The organism is Bradyrhizobium sp. Pa8 (assembly GCF_052588265.1).
The window spans coordinates 8,113,547-8,133,000 of sequence record NZ_CP176767.1 but is presented as its reverse complement, the minus strand read 5'-3'; the positions used below and the strand labels follow the sequence as shown (position 1 = coordinate 8,133,000).

The window sequence follows — 19,454 nt, the reverse complement described above, 5'->3', positions numbered from 1 at the left end:
TCCGATGACCGCTCATGTCGAAGTGCTTGATGTAGTCGCACAGATGAAGGCCGCCGAGCGTGCCTTCGTGCTCGCGACGGTGGTGCGTACGGTGTCGGTGACCGCGGCGAAGGCTGGCGCCAAAGCGATCATCGCGGCGGACGGCACCATCGTCGCGGGCTGGATCGGCGGCGGCTGCGCCAAAGGTGCGGTGCTGAAGGCGGCGCGCGAGGCGCTCGCCGATGGCGAGCCGCGCATGGTCTCGGTGCAGCCGGAAAACCTGCTGGCCGAGCTCGGCGTCAGCGCGGGCGAGAGCCGCGATGGCATTCGCTTCGCCAGCAACATGTGCCCGAGTAAGGGCACCATGGACATTTTTGTCGAGCCGGTGCTGCCGCATCCCTCGCTCGTCATTCTCGGTGCGAGCCCGGTGGCGCTGTCGCTCGCGGCGCAGGCGCGCGTGCTCGGCTATCACGTTACCCTCGCTGCGCCCGCTGCCGATCGCACGGCGCAGCCGGATGCAGACGCGATTATCGACGGTTACCAGCTCGGTGAGCTCAACGACGCCAAGCGCTTCGTCGTCGTCTCGACGCAAGGCAAAGGCGATGAAGTCGCGTTGCGCGCGGCGGTCGCGACCAAAGCCGACTATCACGCTTTCGTCGGCAGCCGCCGCAAGATGGCGTCGCTGCGCGCAAAACTGATCGCGGAAGGCGTCAGCGCTGCTGCGATCGACGATTTCAAGGCGCCGGCCGGCCTCGATCTCGGCGCGATTACGCCGGAGGAGATCGCGATGTCGATCCTCGCCGAGATCACGCAAGAACGACGGCGCGACCAGCGCGCCGCGACCCAAGTCACAAGCAGAGAGTGAGACACCGATCATGCAGATGAACGACAGCCAGCGTATCCCCGCCTCGCGCGAACAGGTCTGGGCGGCGCTGAACGATCCCGCTGTGCTGAAACAGTGCATCCCCGGCTGCCAGTCGCTCGACGTGACCGCGCCGAACGAGATGACGGCGACCGTGGTCTTCAAGGTCGGCCCGGTGAAGGCGACGTTCAGCGGCAAGGTGACGTTGTCCGATTTCGATCCGCCCAACTCCTATCGCATCTCGGGCGAGGGTTCCGGCGGCGTCGCCGGCTTCGCCAAGGGCGGCGCGCTGGTGCGGCTGGAATCCGAGAGTGCCGACGTGACGGTGTTGCATTACGAAGTGGATGCGCAGATCGGCGGCAAGCTCGCGCAGTTGGGAGCGCGGCTGATCAATTCGACCGCGACGAAGCTGGCCGGCGAGTTCTTCAAGTCATTTGCCGACGTGGTGAGCGCGAAGGCCGAGGCAGGCTAGCTGCCGTAGGGTGGATTAGCCCGCGGCTGCGCGAAGCGTAGTCCGCCGGCGTAATCCGCCGCTTCTGTCTCTACGGAGATAAAAGAGGTGGATTACGCTTCGCTAATCCACCCTACGCTCACCCCAACGACACCCCCGCCTTGGCCCTGCTGATCCCGAGCGTCAGGATGCGCTGCAGGAGATCCGGATATTTGAGCCCGGCATGTTGGGCCGCCGTGGCGAACTCCTGGCTCTTGGCGATCTCGGGGTTGGGATTGGCTTCGATGAAATACGGCGTGCCGTCGGCGGCGAGACGAAAATCGATGCGCGCGTAGCCGTCGAGGCCAAGCGCCCGGTAGATGCGCTTCGCGGCGCGCTGGATGCGCGCGGTGACTTCGGGCGCGAGGTCCTTCGCCGGTCCGTCGACGATGCCGAGCTTCTCCTGATAGTCGGTGTCGTGCTTGGCTTTCTCCGTGGCGATGTGCCGTGATCTGCGCCCGCCCATGCTGCCGAATTTCAGTTCCCAAACCGGCAGCACGCGCAGCCGGTTGTTGCCGAGCACGCCGACATAAAGCTCGCGCCCCTCGATGAACTGCTCGGCGATGGCGGCGGATTCGACCCGCTCGTGGATGAAGGCGACGCGCTCCGCGAGCTTCTCGTCGGTATCGACGATCGAGGCCTGCGAGATGCCGAAGGACCCGTCCATGTTCAGGCTCTTGACGATCAGCGGCAGCGCAAGGCGCGTCGGGCGTTTCACCTTGCGGCGCATCGGGAAAACGGCGAAGGCCGGCGCGGCGATCCGGCGGTGATGCACCAGCGTCTTGGACAAATCCTTGCCGCGCGCCAGGATCAGGCCGCGCGGATTGCATCCGGTATAGGGGACCTTCATCAGCTCGAGATAGCTGGCGATGTGCTGGTCGTAGGCGACGTTGTTGTGGAATTCCTCCAGCAACGTGAAAACCACGTGCGGCTTGAACTCCTCGATCGCCTCGCGCACCGGCTTAATTTCGTCCTGCGCGCCGAGGGCGCGAACCTCGTGGCCGGCCGCGCGCAAGGTGCTCACCACGTCGTATTCCGTCTTCCACGCGTTGATTTCCTGCGCGGTGTATCCGTCGCTTGAGTCCGGAGGCATGAAGTCCGGATGCATCAGGACCAGAATGCGTGAGCGTCTCATAGCGCGATCCATTTGCGCCGAGACGGGCCAAACAGCGCGTGCATCGTCTTGGCGGTCACGAGGACGGTGAAATCGAGAACGAGCTTCTGTTCGGGGCCGACGGCGCGCAGGTCGAGCTCACGGCAGCGGGAGATCATTTCATCGAGGACGGCATCGAGCGTAAGCTGGTTCTCGCCCGTCCACCGCGCGACCAGTTGCCTGATCTGCGCGCGGTGGCGCCTGATCAGGGCCGAAGCCGGCTTTGAGCGGTGATGCCGTGGATCGGCTGAAAACAGCCTGGAGAGGTCGCGGTCGTAGGTCTTCGGCGGCGTGAAGGCGTAGAACTCCTGCTTCTTCTTGTAATGGTCTTCGAGCGTCTGGCTGAGCCGGCCCAGCGTATCGACACGTTCTCGCGTCGTGATCAGCGGCCGCTTTCCCGCGATCTCGCTCATCAGCTCGTCGACATATTCGAGCTTCTTCAGTGCGGGCCAGCCGGCGTAACGCGTCCGCCAGTTCGAGCGCGGCCGCAGCCACACCGCAAAGGTCTCGGCGAAATCTTCATCCGGATGGCTCTGCGCGTACCAGAGCCGGAGATGCTGGACGTAGCGCCTGCTGGCAGGATTGGGCCGATAGTAGCGCGGGTAGTGTTTCGACGACGGGCCGAACAGCTGCTGCCAGCGCCGGCGGCGCTGCAGCTGATAGCCGTGCTGCATGGCATGGCCGGCCTCGTGCCGGAGGATGGCCATGCACTCGCGCCAGGTCCCGCCCTCGACGTCGAACATCATCTTCTTCTCGAGCTTCATCAGGCGGGGATGAGCGAGATAGAAGGGGATGGCGATGCCCGGCACATCGCCCGGACTGAACCATTCGCTCGAGATCCATGTGTGCGGCCGCAGCCGGATGCCTCGCTCTTCGAGCTCCTCATGGAGCGTGCTGACGCAGTCCTCGAGCCAGGTGCCTTTGACCGTAACCCTCAGGCTGGAGAGGCGCTGCTTGAGCAACTCGTCATCCGACAGCTTCTCCCAGGCAAATTTCCGGCGCGGCATCAGGAATCCAGGGGGCAGAGATGGTTTGGTATCGGGATGATGTCATGGGCGGCAGCCGGCAACAACCCGTGGGGTCTGTGAGGCGTGCTGCGGCGCGTCAGCACTCAACGCCGTAGGGTGGGCAAAGCGAAGCGTGCCCGCCTTCTTCGTGGCAATAAAAAAGGTGGGCACGGCGCTCTGCGCCTTTGCTCACCCTACGAGAGTGACGGTCTAGTCGAACAGGCTCGACACCGACTCTTCCGCCGCGGTGCGCGCGATGGCGTCCGAGATCAGGCTGGCGATCGGCAGCGTGCGGATGTTCGGAGCCTTGGTCACCGCGTCCGTCGGCAGGATCGAGTCGGTGATCACGAGCTCCTTCAGCCTGGAGTTCGTGATGCGGGCCGCCGCGCCGCCGGAGAGCACGCCATGGGTGATGTAGGCGTAGACATCCTTGGCGCCCTTGGCGATCAGAGCGTCGGCCGCGTTCACCAGCGTGCCGCCGGAATCGACGATGTCGTCGACCAGGATACAGCTGTAGCCGGAGACGTCGCCGATCACGTTCATGACTTCGGATTCGCCGGCACGTTCGCGGCGCTTGTCGACGATTGCGAGCGGGGTGTTGATGCGCTTGGCGAGGCCGCGCGCGCGGGCCACGCCGCCGACATCAGGCGAGACCACCATCACCTTGCTGAGGTCGAAACGTTCGCGGATGTCGCGCACCATCAGGGGGGCGGCGAACAAATTGTCGGTCGGGATATCGAAGAAGCCCTGAATCTGGCCGGCATGCAGGTCGAGCGTCATGACGCGGTCGACGCCGGCATGGGTGATCAGATTGGCGACGAGCTTGGCCGAAATCGGCGTGCGCGAGCCGGAGCGGCGGTCCTGCCTGGCATAGCCGAAATAGGGGATCACTGCGGTGATGCGGCGCGCCGAGGAGCGGCGAAGCGCGTCGGTGATGATCAAGAGCTCCATGAGATTGTCATTCGCCGGAAACGACGTCGACTGGATGATGAAGGCATCCGAGCCGCGGATGTTCTCCTGGACCTCGACGAAGATCTCCATGTCTGCGAAGCGCCGGACCACCGCCTTGGTCAGCGGCATGTCGAGGCCCTGCGCGATGGCCTGCGCGAGAGCCGGGTTTGAGTTGCCGGCGACAAGCTTGATGGAGCCGTTTTTGGCCGACATGGACGCTTCCTCCCGCGCTTTGCTGGATACGACGTTCAACATCAGAGAATACCCACTGGAAGCACGGTTACGACGGGCGAGGAAATATCAGGCCGGGGGCTGCAATGGCAACCCGGGATGCTACGTTTTCCCTCCGAAATCCTGAGTCGGGCCAACGGTTTGGCCGCAACTTGGGGCCGTGGTTTAGCGGGGGTTATCGCTCGGCATAGCCGAGTGCCGAGGCCGGAATCTCGGCCGCCGGAGCCTCCGGGATCACGCTGGCCACCGCCGGTCCCCGCAAGCCCGGAACAGTGCTCGGCGCGTCCGGCGTGCCGTTGATCATGTTGGAAAGTCCGCTGAATCCGGCCTGGGCGATCTTCCGCAGCACGAGGTCGTCGGCGGCGCCCCAAGGATCGCGGCCGCCCTTGGCGGCGGTCAGTTCCTCGCCGGAGAGGCGCAATGCCCGCTGCTGGTTGGCGTCGTAGACGTCCCAGACCCAGGCGATCACGGTCTTGCCGCGCACGATTTGGGCGGAGAGGTAACTGCGCACGCGATAGGCAGCCGTCCCCTCGCGGGAGACGACGGACAGGCTGCGCAGCTTGGATTCGCTGTCGAGCACGCCGACCATGCGGTCGAACACCTGCGGAGGCGGCCCGTCGATCGATTCGAAGGCCACGGTCGCCCCTAAGCCGGCGCTCGGCGCCATCGCATAGGAGTTGGCGCCGCCGCCGGCGCAGCCGCCAAGCGCGGTCGCTACCGCCAGCAGCATGACCGCCAGCACACGCGAACCCGCGCGGCCCAGGATGAATGACGCGTCCCTCATTATGGAGGGCAGCGATATCGTTAAAACGCATTAACGTCTAGGGCGGGAATGCTACTTCGGCCCTCTGGAGCGCATCGCGGCCGGGGCCGGTGGGCGACCCGGCCGCGATGTGCATGCTCGCTCAGGCTGCCAGATGATGTCGCATCGCAGCCTGGATCCACACCCATTCCCGGTTTGGGCTGGAGTCGGGGGACTGCCCTCTCATGATGGCCACCAGTTCCCAATAGCGGTTTCCGCGAGCATCGTGCCGGACATATTTCGTGCGCATCCAGTTACGGAAGCCGGCGTCGGGCTTCTGGTTCATCAGGCGAGCCGAGATCTCCAGCCAATCCCGCGCCAGCTCATTGGCTTGCGCGGATGACGGTTCAAGCCCCTGTTCGATGGCTTGCTTCGCCCTGAGCACTATGGCGTCGCTTGCTTCCTGACAGGCCTTCATATCGATGACCTCGCGATCCCAGACATCGCCGGCGTTGGCTCGCATATTGGCGATGAAGGAGGGATCGCTCAGGAGGGCTGCAAGCTCGATCCATGCGTCGCATTGCTCAGGCGTCGGCTCGTCGGGCAGTTCCGGGACGGTCGCTTCCACCATCTGGCGGACCCATTCCTGATCGATGTTGATGCCGTCGGACACTCTTTCAAAAAAGCGTTCAACCACGTTGCGTCGTTCCACGCGGGACAGTTGCGTCATGCTCCAAAATCTCCTCAGGTCGGCTTCGGTGAGTTGCGGTGAACGCAACGCAGCCCGCAGCGCGGCGGCGACACGGCGCTGAGCGGCGATCTCCGCCTCCAGCGCTTCGAGCCGCAGCTTCAGAGCCTCGGCAAGCGACAGCTCCTGGCAGAGGACCTCCCGGATCGCATCCAGGCCAAGGCCGGCATCACGGAGACAGCGGATGAGCTCCAGTCGGACAAGTTCGCTATCCGTGAAGACGCGGTAGCCGCTCGCAGTTCGGTCTGCAGGCGGCAACAATCCCTCGTCCGAATAGAAGCGAAGCTTGCGGACCGAGATGCCGCAGAGCCGTGCCGCTTCGCCGATGCTGTAGGTGCGTTGCTTCATTCCGCTTTTCTGCGGTTTCCAGCAGGTGGAGAGTCAAGGCCGTTTTGAAGCAGGAACGACGCGACGGCCAGCTTACCCCTCGAGCGCGATCGCGTGAATGTGGCGGCCGTAATCCGGCTCCTTGCGATGCACCGAGCGGCGATAGCTGAAGAAGCGCTCATCGGCGTAGGTGTCCAGACCAAGATCGTCGATCATCAGGATGCCGGCGGCTTCGAGCCGCTTCCGGATGAAGCCGGCGAGGTCGAACATCGCGTGTCCGGCGCGCACCGACGGGATGAAGAACATGGCGTTGTCCGCGTCCGCCTCGATGAAACGCGCCACGAACTCGTTGCCGACCTCGTAGCTGTCCTGGCGGATCAAGGGGCCGATCGCGGCGATGATGCCGCTGCGCGTGGCGCCGAGTTTCTCCATCGCCGAGATCGTCGACTCCAGCACACCGGTCAGCGCGCCCTTCCAGCCGGCATGGGCACCGCCGATCACGCGCGCGTTGGGGTCGACGAACAACACCGGCCCGCAATCGGCGGTGGAGACGCCGAGCGCGATGCCGGGCGTCTTGGTCACCAGCGCATCGCCCTTCGGCCGCGGCCCGCTCGGCCACGGCGCTTCGGCGACGAGCGCGTCCGGCGAATGGATCTGGTGCAGGCTGATGAAGCGCTCCGGCGCGACGCCGACATGCTCGGCCATGCGGCGGCGGTTTTCCGCGACATGCGCCGGATCGTCGTTGGAGCCGAGCCCGCCATTGAGCGCCGAATAAATCCCACCCGAGACGCCGCCCTCGCGGGTGAAGAAGGCATGGCGCAGGCCGGGCACGGCCGACAGCAGCGACGAAGCAAGCGTCATGAGGCGCCTCCGGTCCGTTCGAGGTCGCTGAGGCCGGCGATGCCGGTCAGCCGCGGTTCGGAGATGCCGAGCACCTTGAACATCGAGCCCATGCCGCTGCGCCCGGTATCGGTCAGGCGCTTGAGCGCCACCGAAATGTCGGTGGCGACGTCAGGCGTCGCCTTCTGCATCAGGGCAGCTGCGCGGGTATCGATGCCGACACGCTTGAGGAAATCACCCTGCGTCACCGGGCCGTGCACGCGGGCGCCGACATCCTCGGCCGCGCGCGCCAGCGCCTGGAAGTCGACATGGGCGGTAACGTCGGCCTGGCCCGGCGCCTTCAGGGGATCGGTGAAGGTGTGGCGCGCGATCGCCTGGAAGGTGTCGCCGGCATCGCTGCGCAGATGGCCGTAGTCGATGATCAGCGCCGCGCCGTCCTGGTCGCGCACGCGCGTGGCGAGCTTCATGATCTCGCCGTCGGGCCGCCATTCGAACACGGCGCCGACGGGAGCGGCGCGCACCAGGGGCGGCAGCAGCACGTCGAAGCGCGGCGTCGGGTCGGTTGCCGCGCCGAATTGAAGCTTGCCGTTGGGGTCGATCTCGATCACGCGCTCATGCCAGCCGTGCTCGCGTTTCACCATCTGGTGGATCGGCAGCACGTCGAAATATTCGTTGGCGAGGATGATGCTCGGGCCTTCCGGCACGTCGTCGATGCTGTCGTGCCAGGCGATGTTGCGCACGCCCGCCAGCGTCGCACTCTGCCGCTCGCGCAGCACGGGATTGACCTCGACCATGTGGACGTGAAGCGCCTGGTAGAGCGGCGGCAGCACGCGCAGTGCGCGCAGCGCATCCGCCATCATGGTGCCGCGGCCGGGGCCGAGCTCGATCAGCCGCAGGAATTGCGGCGAGCCCATCTGCTTCCACACCGAGGCGGTCCACAGGCCCAGAAGCTCGCCGAACATCTGGCTGACCTCGGGCGCGGTGGTGAAGTCGCCTTCGCGCCCGAGCGGATCGCGCGAGACGTAATAGCCATAGCGCGGATGCATCAGGCACAGTTCCATGTACCGCCAGACCGGCATCGGGCCTGAGGATTTGATCAGCGCCTTGATCTCGTTGAGTAGCGGCTGTTCGGTCACGGTCTGTCTTCTCGAAAGGAATTAATTGATGGCCCCGGCGGGCTTCGGTGCGCCGCGCCTGATAGCCAATACAATAAGTATGAGGCCTACAATAAGCATCGGGATCGACAACAGCATGCCCATGGTTAATCCGCCCCAGAGGAAGCCGAGCTGGACGTCCGGCTCGCGGAAATGCTCGCCGGCAATGCGGGTCAGGCCGTAGATCAGGATGAAGGCGCCGAGGATCATGCCGGGCCGCTTCAGGGCGCCGAAACGGATCATGATCGCGAGCACGGTGAACAGCAGGATGCCCTCCATGCCGGCCTCATAGAGTTGGCTCGGATGGCGCGGCAGCTGCGAGGGATCGTTGGGGAAGATCATCGCCCAGGGCAGGCTGGGGTCGGTGGCGCGGCCCCACAATTCGCCATTGATGAAATTGGCGATGCGCCCGAGCAGCAGCCCGATCGGGGCGACCGCCGTGGTGATGTCGCCCAGCGACAGGATCGAGATGCGGTTGCGATAGGCAAACCACATCACCGCGACGACGCAGCCGAGGAAGCCGCCATGGAAGGACATGCCGCCCTCCCACAATTTGAAGATCGCAGCGGGGTGATCGATGAAGAAGGGCAGATTGTAGAACAGCACGTATCCGGTGCGGCCGCCGAGGATGATGCCGAGCGTGACCCACAGGATGAAGTCGTCGATCTGCACCAGCGACATCGGCGCGGGGCCGCTCCACAGGCGCTCTTTCTTCAGCAGCGAGCGCGCATAGAGCCAGCCGAACACGATGCCGCTGATATAGGCCAGCGCATACCAGCGGATCGCGAACGGACCGATCTCGATCGCGATCGGCTTGAAGGCGGGAAAGTCGATGAGCAGAAAGGGCATCAGGCTTTCTAGACTTAAACGAGATTGCGGCGATAGAGCGCCAGCAGACGCTCCCAATGCCGCTCGGCAGCGTCGCGGTCGTAGACCGGACGCTTGGGGAAGGCGAAGCCGTGATGCGTGCCGGGATAGATCTCGACCTCGGCCTTGGCTCCGCTCATGCCCTGCTTGACCTTCTCGATGACCTCGGCGGGCGCGTAGATGTCGGTCTCGGCGCAGGCGAAATAGAGCTCGGCCTTGGTCTTGCCGGCGGCGAGATGCGGGCTGTTGTCTTCGTCGGTCGCCAGATGCGTTCCGTAGATCGAGGCGGCGGCCTTGACGCGGTCGGCAAAGTGCGTGGCCGCGTTGACGGCGTAACGGCCGCTCATGCAATAGCCGACGGTGCCGACGATTTTCGTATTGGCAGCCGCCTGGCCCTCGGCATAGGTGAGCAGGGCCCTGGTGTCCTCCATGATCATGGGAATGTTGAGCGAGGCCATGAGCTGGAACATGCGCTTGCGCTCGGGCGCGTTCGGATCGGCCGGCAGCGTGCCGAGCTCCATCACGCCGGAGCGGTAATAGAGGTTCGGCAGCATCACGTAATAGCCCGAGGTGGCGAGCCGACGCGCCATGTCGCGCAGCTCCTCGCGGATTGCCGGCGCATCCATGTAGAACAGGATGACCGGAAACGGCCCGCCGCGTTCGGGATGGGTGATGAAGGTTGCGGTGTGGCCGTCCTTGGTGGGAATCGCGATCTGCTGATCGATCATCTCGTGCGCCTTCTGATTCTTGTTATGCAGGGACGTTGAATACGATTGCAAGGAAACCGGGGCATGACAAGGATACCGCCGATCGGCCCTTGAACCGTTTCGCCCGGATTGCCATTGTCTTTTCGCGCGTTCGCGCAAAGTTTATCTGAGGCCGCCAGGAGACCGACATGACCCAGACCAACAACCGGTTTTTCGACGAGATCGGCCGCCTCATGAACGACGCCGCCGGTGCTGCCCAGGGCGTCAAGCGCGAGTTCGACACCGTGATGCGCACCCAGGCCGAGAAATTCCTGCGCGACATGGATCTGGTCAAGCGCGAGGAGTTCGAGGCGGTCAAGGACATGGCCCGCCTCGCCCGCGAGGAGAACGAGGCCCTGAAGGCGCGGATCGTGGCTCTGGAGGCCAAGCTCGGCGGAACGCCGACGTAAGGCCGCTGCTCTCGCTTACCCTCCCCCTCCAGGGGAGGGTGGGAACCCCGCCGGGCGGGCCATTCTCCTTGTCATTTCCGCATCTTCCGGGTAAAAGCCCGCCAAGTTCGCGGCCCCCGCACCCCTGGAGGCTTGCTGCGAACTGCACCATGGGCCGCGCTGCGGCCCATTAACTTTTGCAAAAACAAGGACTTAGACTATGGCGACGACCGTCAAGGAATTGAAGGCGACCGCACGTCCGAAGAGCGGCAAGGGGGCCGCCCGGGCAGAGCGTCGCGCCGGGAGAGTGCCCGGAGTGATCTATGGTAACAACCAGCCCCCGCTCCCGATCTCGGTTGACGATCGTGAATTGCGCCAGCGCATCCTCGCCGGCCGGTTCCTGACCACGCTGGTCGACGTCGAGCTCGACGGCAAGAAGCACCGCGTGATTCCGCGCGACTATCACCTCGATCCGGTCAAGGACTTCCCGATCCATGTCGACTTCATGCGGCTCGGCGAAGGCGCCACCATCCGCATCAGCGTGCCCTTGCACGTGGTGAAGGCCGAAGGTTCGCCCGGCGTGAAGCGCGGCGGCGCTGTCAACATCGTCGCGCATTCGATCGACCTCGAATGCGGCGTCGAGAGCATCCCGCAATTCATCGAGGCTGATGTCGGCTCACTCGAAATCGGTCACTCCCTGCATCTGGCCGACATCAAGCTGCCGGCCGGCGTGAAGGCACTGACCCGCGAGGACGCGACCCTCGTCACCATCGTGCCGCCGTCCGGCTACGCCGAAGAGCAGAAGGCCGCGGCTGCGGCTGCAGCTCCGGGCGCTGCTGCGGCTGCTCCGGCGGCTGGCGCTGCGGCTCCGGCTGCGGGTGCTGCTGCTCCGGCTGCGGCTGCCAAGGCTCCCGCCGGCGGCGACAAGAAGAAGTAATCTCTCAAAGCTGGCGCGCGGTCCCTGATCGCGCGCCGAGCGAGGGGCGCGCCGCGTCATGCGACTCTTTGTTGGGCTCGGCAATCCCGGCGCTAAATACGCACGTAACCGGCACAATATCGGCTTCATGGCCGTCGACGAGATCGCGCGGCGTCATGGTTTCTCGCCATGGCGCCGTCGTTTTCAGGGCGAGACCTCGGAAGGTGCGCTCGGCACTGAGCGCATCATCCTGCTCAAGCCGACGACCTACATGAATGACTCCGGCCGTAGCGTTCAGGAGGCGGCAAGCTTCTTCAAGATCGCGCCCGGCGACGTCACCGTGTTCCATGACGAGCTCGAACTGCCGCCGGGCAAGGTGCGGGTGAAGATCGGCGGCGGCATCGCCGGCCACAACGGCCTGCGCTCGATCTCGGCGCACATCGGCAACGACTATCGCCGGGTCCGGCTCGGCATCGGTCATCCCGGCGTCAAGGAACTGGTGCACGGCCACGTGCTGTCGGACTTCGCCAAGGCCGACAACGACTGGGTGGCGACGTTGTGCGAGGCGGTGGCCGAGCACGCGGCACTGGTTGCCAAAGGCACGGACGCGACCTTCGCCAACAGGGTGCATCTCGCCATGCAGGCGAAGGGCTTTTTGACCAAGGACGAGAACGGCAAGGAATAGGGCGCCGTTTTCTCCGTCAGGCCCGGCCATGACGAATACGGATAGAGGACGACCATGGGATTTAAATGCGGGATCGTCGGGTTGCCCAATGTCGGCAAGTCGACCTTGTTCAATGCGCTGACCGAGACGGCCGCGGCGCAGGCCGCGAACTATCCGTTCTGCACCATCGAGCCGAATGTCGGCGAAGTCGCCGTGCCCGATCCGCGGCTCGACAAGCTCTCGGCCATCGCCAAATCGGCGCAGATCATCCCGACCCGGCTGACCTTCGTCGACATCGCCGGCCTCGTGCGTGGCGCTTCCAAGGGTGAAGGCCTCGGCAACCAGTTCCTCGCCAACATCCGCGAGGTCGACGCCATCGCGCATGTCGTGCGCTGCTTCGAGGATTCCGACATCACCCATGTCGAGGGCAAGATCGCCCCGCTCGCCGACATCGAGACCATCGAGACCGAGCTGATGCTCGCCGACCTCGACAGCCTCGAGAAGCGCGTCGACAACCTCACGAAGAAGGCCAAGGGCAACGACAAGGACGCCAAGGAGCAGCTCGACCTCGTCAACCGCACGCTTGTGCTGCTGCGCGAGGGCAAGCCCGCCCGCCTCGTCGAGCGCAAGGCGGAGGAGGAGCGCGCCTTCGGGATGCTCGGCCTGCTGTCGTCCAAGCCCGTGCTCTATGTCTGCAACGTCGAGGAAGGCTCGGCCGCAACGGGCAATTCGTTCTCAAAGGCGGTGGAGGAGCAGGCGGCCAAGGAAGGCGCGGTTGCCGTCGTCATCTCCGCCAAGATCGAATCCGAGATCGCCACCATTTCGCGCGAGGAGCGCGCCGACTTCCTGGAGACGCTGGGTCTCGAAGAAGCCGGCCTCGATCGGCTGATCCGCGCCGGCTACACCCTGCTCGACCTCATCACCTATTTCACGGTGGGCCCGAAGGAAGCGCGTGCCTGGACCATCTATCGCGGCACCAAGGCTCCGGGGGCCGCCGGTGTGATCCACACCGACTTCGAGAAGGGCTTTATCCGCGCCGAGACGATTGCGTATGAAGACTATGTCGCGCTGAACGGCGAAGCCGGCGCCCGCGATGCCGGCAAGCTGCGTCTCGAAGGCAAGGAATACGTCGTCGCCGACGGCGACGTGATGCATTTCAGGTTTAATACGTAAGGTCTTTCCTCCCCGTCATTGCGCGCGAAGCGAAGCAATCCAGACTGTTTCCGCGGTGACAGACTGGATTGCTTCGTCGCTTCGCTCCTCGCAATGACGAGCTACCGCGCCCCGCCGCCCTGATCGCGGATCGCGCCGAGATGTTCGTTGATGCGGAAGACGATCAGGATCAGCTCCGCGGCGATGCGCGAGAACACGATGCCGACGACGACGCTCGCGATCGACGACAGCAGCACCAGGAAGCCGCCGAACGGGCTGATCGCCATCGCCGCCAGACCGGAGAAGACTCCGGAGAGGCCGAACAGGCAGATCAGCGCGATCACCAGCCAGTAGAAGGTCTTGATGATCGTCGGCGTGATGAAGCGGTCCCATTGAAACAGGTCGCTGAATGAAAACATTGCTCTCCCCAGGGCAAATCGGGACTTCAAATCGGGCCTCGACCGACGGATCCTGGCCCTCGGCTGATCCGACTCAGATCAAAGCCGCCGCGTCTTATGTAGCACGAGCCATGCGGGCCAGCGGGTTGAGATTGCCGCAAACTGCGGCCACAATCTGTCATTTCCGCCAACCAATCCCAAGATGACCCTGACCTTCGAAGATTTCCCGCCCGGCCGGTTCGGAACATTCGGCCCGCGCCATGTCACCCGCGACGAGATCTTGGCTTTCGCCGCCGAGTTCGATCCGCAGCCGATGCACCTCGATGAGGAGGCCGCGGCCAAGAGCATGCTGCGCGGCCTGTCCGGCTCGGGCTGGCATCTCTGCTCGCTGATGATGCGGATGATGGCCGATGGCTTCATCACACGCGCCGCTTCGCTCGGCTCGCCCGGCGTCGACGAGGTGCGCTGGCTGTCGCCCTTGCGGCCCGGCGACGACCTCATGCTCGACGTCGACGTGTTGGAGGCGCGCACGTCGAAGAGCCGCCCGGAGCTCGGCATCGTCAAATTCAAATGCACGGTGCGCAACGCCAAGGGCGAGGCGCTGTGCGAGATGACCTCGCCGATCCTGATCAAGCGGCGCGAGGGAGCAGTCTGATGCCCTTCTTCGAGGAGATCGAGATTGGCCACCGCCGCGAGATCGGCGCCTATACGTTCACCGCGGAGTCCATCAAGACTTTCGCCGCAAAGTTCGATCCGCAGCGCTTCCATCTCGACGAGGAAGAAGGCAAGAACTCGCTGTTCGGCGGGCTCGCAGCTTCCGGTTGGCACGTCGGCTCGGCCTGCATGAGCCTGCTTGTCGCCGACGGCCAGCGTCTGGCGCGTGAGGCCGCGTCGCGCGGCGAGGAGGTTGCGGTGTGGGGGCCGTCGCCGGGCTTTCGCGACCTGCACTGGCTCAGGCCGGTGCTCGCCGGCGACACCGTCGCCTACGTCAATGAAGTCATCGACAAGCGCAGCTCCGCCTCGCGCCCAGGCTGGGGCATTCTGACGGCCCGCACCACCGGCACCAACCAGCGCGGCGAGGAGGTCTATTCCATCACCGCCAGCGCCTTCGTGCCGATGCGGAAGGCCGGTTAGACCTGTTCCAAGATGAACGGTCCAAATGTGTACGCGAGTGTTGCCTCCGCGCTATGGACGCGATTCCGGGCGGCTGCCATAAGCCTGCTCAACATGGTGACCCGCGAAGCAGTTGGCGGAACCATCGAGTTGCTAACCAATTATGAACCTGTCGCTGTCTAATTGAAACGAATTGGGCAGAGAACAGGGGACGAGGACCATGGCAGACCGCGGCGCACTCAAGCTGGTGGGATTTATCTTTGCGACCGCGACGCTGGCAGTGATGCTGGTCGCCGGCATGGTGGTGAAGGGCTATGCCGATGGCGGCTACACCTTGGAAGCCTCAACGGTCGACGCGAGCCGTTAAGGGCTCGTTAACTTTTCGGGCCACCTTCCGGTCCTGCCGTCAGCGGCTATAGACGAACGCCAGCACCGCGATCGCGACCGCCAGCAATCCCACAAAGCGCAGCATGATCGTGCCGAACTGGTTCGGCGCGGGCCGCAGCGGGATAGGGTCCGTATTGTCGGGCCGAATGCTTTCCATCTGAAATGTCCCCAGGCGCGGCCGCAAGGCTGCGGGCGCTTGGCATTGGTCGGCGGGGAGGGGTGGAGGGTTCAAAGTGAACCGGGTCGGCTGCATTGACTGTGTGAGCGCATGTCCACTGCCCCAATCTTTCGCAGCCACACCCTCCGCTGTCATGCCCCGGCTTGACCGGGGCATCCAGTACGCTGCGGCGTCTCGGCTGAATCATTGCCGACTCTGGAATACTGGATCACCCGCTTTCGCGGGTGATGACCCCTGTATTGGAGAGGCGGGAGTGTCCGCTTCACTCGCACGAATCAAAACCGCCGCGCCCTTGCGGAACGCGGCGGCTGGTGATGCTTGACGTGAGCGATCAGCTGTTGCGCAGGCCGTCGGCGGCGCGCTTCCACTGCGCGACGTTGTCGGCGATCATGCGGGTCGACTTCATCGCGGCCTGGCTGAGCTGGGCGTAGCCGGAGATCTCGCGCTGGACGCGCTGGCCTTCGGCATGGAGCAGGTCGCGCAGGCTCTCGAGCTCGGAGATCAGGTTCTCGATCTCGGCGAGCGAGGTGCCGGCGACGCGCTGGATCAGCGAGTTGACGTTGGTGACGGTGGCTTCCGCGCTCGGATCGAGCGGCGGCGCGTCGGTGCTCCCCGACGCCGGCCGGCGCAGATAGGCGATATCGTTGCGGACGAAGTCGCGAATGCCGGCTTCGACTTCCGTCACTGCGGCGAGGTTGGTGTCGACCGTCTCGGTCTCGGTGGATTCGGTCTTTTCCGGACGCATGGCGTTCATCGTTATTCCCCTGTTCGCGTTGAGCGCAGCGCGAGTGTCCCCCGCACGACGAGTTCGGTTATCCGACTAGGGCGTCGGATTTTGACCGCAACTTGGCCGAGATACGGCAAGGGCGGACGATTCGGGGGCTTTGCCGTGGCGTATGGTTACGAGAGTCTGAATGGCCGGGGGGCAACGAAGTTCCATCCCCCTCATGGTGGAGCGCGCCCTTCGCGCGCGTCCAGCGGACGATGCTGCGCATCGCCGCGAGAACCATGCAGGCCCGGCTGCCGCAGCGCGGGCCTCGATCCCTCGAAGACGCGCGTTCCGCGCTCCTCAGGATGAGGGGAGAGAGTCGAGAGCTTAAGCTACCAGCTCTTCTTGAAGCCTGCCGTCAGGCTCTTGTTGATCGCGCCTTGCGAGGTCTCGCCGACCGAGCCGGAGACGGTGACGTTGTCGAACAGCTTTTGCTCGGCGCCGACCTTGCGCAGCCATTTGTCGTCGGTCGTCGACAGCGACTGGCCGGCGGTGATGCTGGTGCCGGTGTCGGTGAGGGTGACCTTGGCGGTCTGATCCGTCTCGTAGTTGCGCGTGACGTGGCCGCCGATGCCGGGCACCGCGGTGGTGCCCTGCTGGTTGACGCTGTAGCCGTTCTGGAGCGTCAGCGACGTGTCGCTCGACAGCGGCACCGACTTGATCAGCGACGCCCCGATCTTGCTCTGCTCGGCGCCGGGATCCACGCGGGCTTCCACCGCGGTCTTGTCCCAGATCGAGCCGGCGCCCGGCGCGGTCGCCGCCGCCCAGGCGCTGCCGGAGGATTGCGGCAGGCTGCCGCCATTGGTGGCTTTCTGCGCCAGCAGCTCGGACATCGTCCGCGGCTCGCTCGTCACCGTCATGTCGGCACCGATGCGGGCGTCCCAGAACGAGGAGACCGACTGCTTTACCGTTACCCCCGAGGAGCCGTTGGCGTTCGCGTTCGACGACCAGTTCAGGCCGTCCTTGGCGGCGGCCTGGGCGCGCTTCTTGGCGGCCATGACGTCGTTGCCGGTGCCGGCGTCGACCGCGAGCTGGCTCCAGTCGAGCTTGTCGACGTCGATGCCTTTGAGCACGTCGGGGTCGTTGACGTCGGGGGCCTCGGCGGTCTCTGCGGCCTCAGCCTCGTCGTCGGGCGCTGCCGCCGGGCCGGGGGAGAAGGGCGGAATGATCTGCGCCGAGACCGTCAGAACCGAGCCCAAAATGAATGCGGCCGCCAGCACCGGCAGCCTGGTCCAGCCAAAACCTGTCGAGAATTCCATCGTCCTGCCCGCGAGCCCAGCGCATGCTTGCCGCCACTATAGTGCGGCCTTCGGTGATGACCATGCGCCATTCGGTCCGCTCAACACATGGTGATCCATCGTTGCGAAATTGTGGCGGCTCGCCTCGGCCAGAGCATGATCCGGACCCGAAGGGCCGCGCCAGCGCAAAGTGTGCAGCAATTTTCCCTCGCGACAAACGCGGAATGCGTGTGCGCGGAGATCATGCTCAAACCACTGGAATGGCGAACCAACGGGCCGCGCGAAAGGCGCGCGCCCGATGACGAGCTTCGCCACGACGGCATCCGGCGGGGCTGGAGGCCAGGGCGCGGGTCGGGCGAGCATCAATCATCGATCCCGGCAAACGGGGCCCGTTGGCGTCCCCCTCAGCCGACGCGGGTCATCTTCGGCAGATGAATGGCGCGGCCGAGTGCCTGTTCAACCAGATCGAAGGTGTCGACCAGCACGCGCATGCTGATCAGCTTGCCCGCCCTGAACTGGGCGAACTGTGCGACCCGCAAGCTGATCGGCTTGTCCGAGTCGAGCGCGGTCAGCGAGTAGCGCAGCATCGAGGCCGCGGAATCCACGCCGAGCATGATGCTCTCGCGGTCGAAGCGGCGGACGCGGAAATTGTCGGCGAGCTGGCGGATGACGTCGAGCACGGCGTCCCGGCCCTGGCGCGCGCCGAGGAACGGAAACATGTCGATCGGACCGTAGATTGCCCACTCGACGTCCTCGTCGATCAGGGCCTCGATGTCCCTGAAATCCCGGTCGTTCACCGCGCGATGCAACGCGCGCGAGAAACGCCAGAGGCTGTGCTCTGTCATTTGGGGGGGCGTCCTGAAGCTGGCTTGCAGAAAAAACGGAAAACAACCCCATGCACAGAAAAGGTGCCGAGGACCCGCTCAACTCATTCGTATACGAATAAAATAGGCCATTTCGGCCAAAACGCAATTCACGTTTTCGCAATGCACAATTGATGCGGTTTTGTGAGATTTACAACAGAACCCCGTAATCTTCCGGTCTCTGCTTTATCTCTCCCCGTAAGATCAAGGCGAGGGAGAAGGGGTCATCCCCGGTCCGCCCGTGCGCCGACGATCAGCGGCCCGATCTCCCGCTCCAGCACCTGCTGCACCAGATCGTAGGAATCGATGATCTCGCGGATCTGCGCCACCAGTCCGCCCCGGAAGCTGTAGAACACGGCCATGTCGAACTGCACGATGCGATCGTTGCTGCGCTTCTTGAAGTAGGCGTGCATGTAGGTCGCGACCTCGTCGCCCTCGGCGAGGATGTGCGGCGCCTTGTAGCGGATTTCGGAATAGCGCGACCACACCGTCTGCCACAGCTCGCGCAGCTCCTGCTTGCCGTGGCGCGGCACCATGTGCGGCAGCACGTCGATCGGGGCGTGGGTGAGAAAGTCGACGTCGTCGGTGCAGCACGCCAGCGCGGCCTCGATGTCGCCGCGCGCAAAACTGTCCAGCAGATGCAGCACGCGTTGCCTGTTCAGCGATCCAACCGTCATGCCGCTTCCGCCCTCGTGGGGTGTCGATTGCAAACGCCAATGCGCGCTTCGCGCGTCCATCAATCCGCAGAAACAAAGGTGTCCGGATCATATGACGCGCCGATGCAATGCCGGGTTCATGAAATGCAATTACCGGTTGTGCTTGTGGTCGCCTGCACGAATTCGAGCGGGATTTCGTCCCGCGATGACGTCGCGTGCATGCCGGCGGGCGCGTCCTGCGACGCACGGCACACAGGAACCCGCGCCCGCCGGTGCTCGTTGAAACGCCGAAACTGATCCGGAGACATCGATCATGAAATCCCCGCTTCTCACCGTCGCCGCAGCACTTCTGATGCTGGGCGCAACCTCCGCCGCCAACGCCAAGGGCTGTATCAAGGGCGCCGTCGTCGGCGGCGTCGCCGGCCACTATGCCGGCCATCACGGCGTCCTGGGCGCCGCCGCCGGCTGCCTCTACGGCAGGCATCACGCCAAGGAGCAGGAAAAGCAGCAGCAACAGCAGGGTCAGGTCAACGGGCAGGGGAAGCTGTAGGCGCGAACGGCACCACATGCTCTCTCGTCATTCCGGGGGCGCCGCAAAGCGGCGAGCCCGGAATCCATAACCACGACAAGCGCG

At 64.7% G+C, this 19,454-nt stretch carries 25 protein-coding genes; 10 read left to right on the top strand and 15 right to left on the bottom strand.

What is annotated here, in order from left to right:
- The first annotated feature begins 4 nt into the window (after nt 1–4).
- Together ACKWRH_RS38515 and ACKWRH_RS38510 are read left to right on the top strand one after the other, a co-directional pair.
- Complete coding sequence (locus tag ACKWRH_RS38515) at nt 5–844, top strand: XdhC family protein (protein WP_445217797.1); 840 nt, start codon at nt 5–7, stop codon at nt 842–844.
- 10 nt (nt 845–854) lie between these two features.
- Nucleotides 855–1,313, top strand: coding sequence for an SRPBCC family protein (locus ACKWRH_RS38510; RefSeq protein WP_445217796.1), 459 nt, complete (start codon nt 855–857; stop codon nt 1,311–1,313).
- Nucleotides 1,314–1,431: 118 nt separating this feature from the next.
- Here ACKWRH_RS38510 and ACKWRH_RS38505 read toward each other — a convergent pair whose 3' ends face one another.
- The 9 genes from ACKWRH_RS38505 to ACKWRH_RS38465 form a co-directional block, all read right to left on the bottom strand.
- A complete protein-coding gene (locus ACKWRH_RS38505) occupies nt 1,432–2,466 on the bottom strand; it encodes a D-alanine--D-alanine ligase family protein (RefSeq protein WP_014492001.1) in 1,035 nt (344 codons plus the stop codon).
- Nucleotides 2,463–3,491 carry a putative zinc-binding metallopeptidase gene (locus tag ACKWRH_RS38500; protein ID WP_445217795.1) on the bottom strand — a complete coding sequence of 343 codons (1,029 nt, stop codon included), beginning with the start codon at nt 3,489–3,491 and terminating at the stop codon, nt 2,463–2,465. Before ACKWRH_RS38500 ends, ACKWRH_RS38505 begins: the two co-directional genes overlap by 4 nt.
- 210 nt (nt 3,492–3,701) lie before the next feature.
- Nucleotides 3,702–4,655: a ribose-phosphate pyrophosphokinase gene (locus ACKWRH_RS38495; protein ID WP_445217794.1), complete on the bottom strand. Its 954-nt coding sequence runs from the start codon at nt 4,653–4,655 to the stop codon at nt 3,702–3,704.
- A gap of 193 nt (nt 4,656–4,848) precedes the next feature.
- Nucleotides 4,849–5,457 carry a hypothetical protein gene (locus ACKWRH_RS38490; RefSeq protein WP_445217793.1) on the bottom strand — a complete coding sequence of 203 codons (609 nt, stop codon included), beginning with the start codon at nt 5,455–5,457 and terminating at the stop codon, nt 4,849–4,851.
- Nucleotides 5,458–5,578: 121 nt separating this feature from the next.
- On the bottom strand, nt 5,579–6,511 hold the full coding sequence (locus tag ACKWRH_RS38485; RefSeq protein WP_445217792.1) for a MerR family transcriptional regulator: 933 nt from the start codon (nt 6,509–6,511) through the stop codon (nt 5,579–5,581).
- A 72-nt stretch (nt 6,512–6,583) separates the two neighbouring features.
- Complete coding sequence (gene pgeF, locus ACKWRH_RS38480) at nt 6,584–7,351, bottom strand: peptidoglycan editing factor PgeF (RefSeq protein ID WP_445217791.1); 768 nt, start codon at nt 7,349–7,351, stop codon at nt 6,584–6,586.
- Complete coding sequence (locus tag ACKWRH_RS38475) at nt 7,348–8,466, bottom strand: class I SAM-dependent methyltransferase (protein ID WP_445217790.1); 1,119 nt, start codon at nt 8,464–8,466, stop codon at nt 7,348–7,350. The genes pgeF and ACKWRH_RS38475 overlap by 4 nt, the downstream gene beginning before the upstream one ends.
- 21 nt (nt 8,467–8,487) lie before the next feature.
- On the bottom strand, nt 8,488–9,333 hold the full coding sequence (gene lgt / locus ACKWRH_RS38470) for a prolipoprotein diacylglyceryl transferase (protein ID WP_445217789.1): 846 nt from the start codon (nt 9,331–9,333) through the stop codon (nt 8,488–8,490).
- Between the two features lie 14 nt (nt 9,334–9,347).
- Nucleotides 9,348–10,079: a dienelactone hydrolase family protein gene (locus ACKWRH_RS38465; protein ID WP_445217788.1), complete on the bottom strand. Its 732-nt coding sequence runs from the start codon at nt 10,077–10,079 to the stop codon at nt 9,348–9,350.
- A gap of 167 nt (nt 10,080–10,246) precedes the next feature.
- On the opposite strand from ACKWRH_RS38465, the gene ACKWRH_RS38460 reads away from it, so the two are divergent.
- The 4 genes from ACKWRH_RS38460 to ychF all read left to right on the top strand — a co-directional run bounded on the left by ACKWRH_RS38460 (nt 10,247) and on the right by ychF (nt 13,239).
- Nucleotides 10,247–10,507, top strand: coding sequence for an accessory factor UbiK family protein (locus ACKWRH_RS38460; RefSeq protein ID WP_259256184.1), 261 nt, complete (start codon nt 10,247–10,249; stop codon nt 10,505–10,507).
- A gap of 199 nt (nt 10,508–10,706) precedes the next feature.
- Nucleotides 10,707–11,423, top strand: a complete 717-nt coding sequence (locus ACKWRH_RS38455) for a 50S ribosomal protein L25/general stress protein Ctc (protein WP_445217787.1) — start codon at nt 10,707–10,709, stop codon at nt 11,421–11,423.
- A gap of 58 nt (nt 11,424–11,481) precedes the next feature.
- The gene (gene pth, locus ACKWRH_RS38450) at nt 11,482–12,087 is read left to right on the top strand and encodes an aminoacyl-tRNA hydrolase (protein ID WP_014492012.1); all 606 of its coding nucleotides are present in this window, start codon (nt 11,482–11,484) and stop codon (nt 12,085–12,087) included.
- Between the two features lie 54 nt (nt 12,088–12,141).
- Nucleotides 12,142–13,239, top strand: coding sequence for a redox-regulated ATPase YchF (gene ychF, locus ACKWRH_RS38445; RefSeq protein ID WP_028151572.1), 1,098 nt, complete (start codon nt 12,142–12,144; stop codon nt 13,237–13,239).
- A gap of 101 nt (nt 13,240–13,340) precedes the next feature.
- Here ychF and ACKWRH_RS38440 read toward each other — a convergent pair whose 3' ends face one another.
- The gene (locus ACKWRH_RS38440; protein ID WP_445217786.1) at nt 13,341–13,637 is read right to left on the bottom strand and encodes a DUF4282 domain-containing protein; all 297 of its coding nucleotides are present in this window, start codon (nt 13,635–13,637) and stop codon (nt 13,341–13,343) included.
- Nucleotides 13,638–13,818: 181 nt separating this feature from the next.
- Between ACKWRH_RS38440 and ACKWRH_RS38435 the strand changes: the two genes are divergently transcribed.
- The 3 genes from ACKWRH_RS38435 to ACKWRH_RS38425 all read left to right on the top strand — a co-directional run bounded on the left by ACKWRH_RS38435 (nt 13,819) and on the right by ACKWRH_RS38425 (nt 15,096).
- Nucleotides 13,819–14,271, top strand: coding sequence for a MaoC family dehydratase (locus ACKWRH_RS38435; RefSeq protein ID WP_354178439.1), 453 nt, complete (start codon nt 13,819–13,821; stop codon nt 14,269–14,271).
- The gene (locus ACKWRH_RS38430; RefSeq protein ID WP_445217785.1) at nt 14,271–14,750 is read left to right on the top strand and encodes a MaoC family dehydratase; all 480 of its coding nucleotides are present in this window, start codon (nt 14,271–14,273) and stop codon (nt 14,748–14,750) included. Before ACKWRH_RS38435 ends, ACKWRH_RS38430 begins: the two co-directional genes overlap by 1 nt.
- A 199-nt stretch (nt 14,751–14,949) precedes the next feature.
- Nucleotides 14,950–15,096 carry a hypothetical protein gene (locus ACKWRH_RS38425; protein ID WP_166103493.1) on the top strand — a complete coding sequence of 49 codons (147 nt, stop codon included), beginning with the start codon at nt 14,950–14,952 and terminating at the stop codon, nt 15,094–15,096.
- Between the two features lie 39 nt (nt 15,097–15,135).
- Here the strand turns inward: ACKWRH_RS38425 and ACKWRH_RS38420 are convergent, their stop codons facing one another.
- The 5 genes from ACKWRH_RS38420 to ACKWRH_RS38400 form a co-directional block, all read right to left on the bottom strand.
- Nucleotides 15,136–15,273, bottom strand: a complete 138-nt coding sequence (locus ACKWRH_RS38420; RefSeq protein WP_014492018.1) for a hypothetical protein — start codon at nt 15,271–15,273, stop codon at nt 15,136–15,138.
- A 352-nt stretch (nt 15,274–15,625) separates the two neighbouring features.
- On the bottom strand, nt 15,626–16,048 hold the full coding sequence (locus ACKWRH_RS38415; RefSeq protein WP_445217784.1) for a hypothetical protein: 423 nt from the start codon (nt 16,046–16,048) through the stop codon (nt 15,626–15,628).
- 347 nt (nt 16,049–16,395) lie between these two features.
- Complete coding sequence (locus tag ACKWRH_RS38410) at nt 16,396–17,322, bottom strand: hypothetical protein (RefSeq protein ID WP_445217783.1); 927 nt, start codon at nt 17,320–17,322, stop codon at nt 16,396–16,398.
- A gap of 383 nt (nt 17,323–17,705) precedes the next feature.
- The gene (locus ACKWRH_RS38405) at nt 17,706–18,146 is read right to left on the bottom strand and encodes a nuclear transport factor 2 family protein (RefSeq protein WP_445217782.1); all 441 of its coding nucleotides are present in this window, start codon (nt 18,144–18,146) and stop codon (nt 17,706–17,708) included.
- A 242-nt stretch (nt 18,147–18,388) separates the two neighbouring features.
- Nucleotides 18,389–18,841, bottom strand: coding sequence for a nuclear transport factor 2 family protein (locus ACKWRH_RS38400; protein WP_445217781.1), 453 nt, complete (start codon nt 18,839–18,841; stop codon nt 18,389–18,391).
- Between the two features lie 292 nt (nt 18,842–19,133).
- Between ACKWRH_RS38400 and ACKWRH_RS38395 the strand changes: the two genes are divergently transcribed.
- The gene (locus ACKWRH_RS38395) at nt 19,134–19,370 is read left to right on the top strand and encodes a hypothetical protein (protein WP_028151579.1); all 237 of its coding nucleotides are present in this window, start codon (nt 19,134–19,136) and stop codon (nt 19,368–19,370) included.
- The last annotated feature ends 84 nt before the right edge of the window (nt 19,371–19,454 follow it).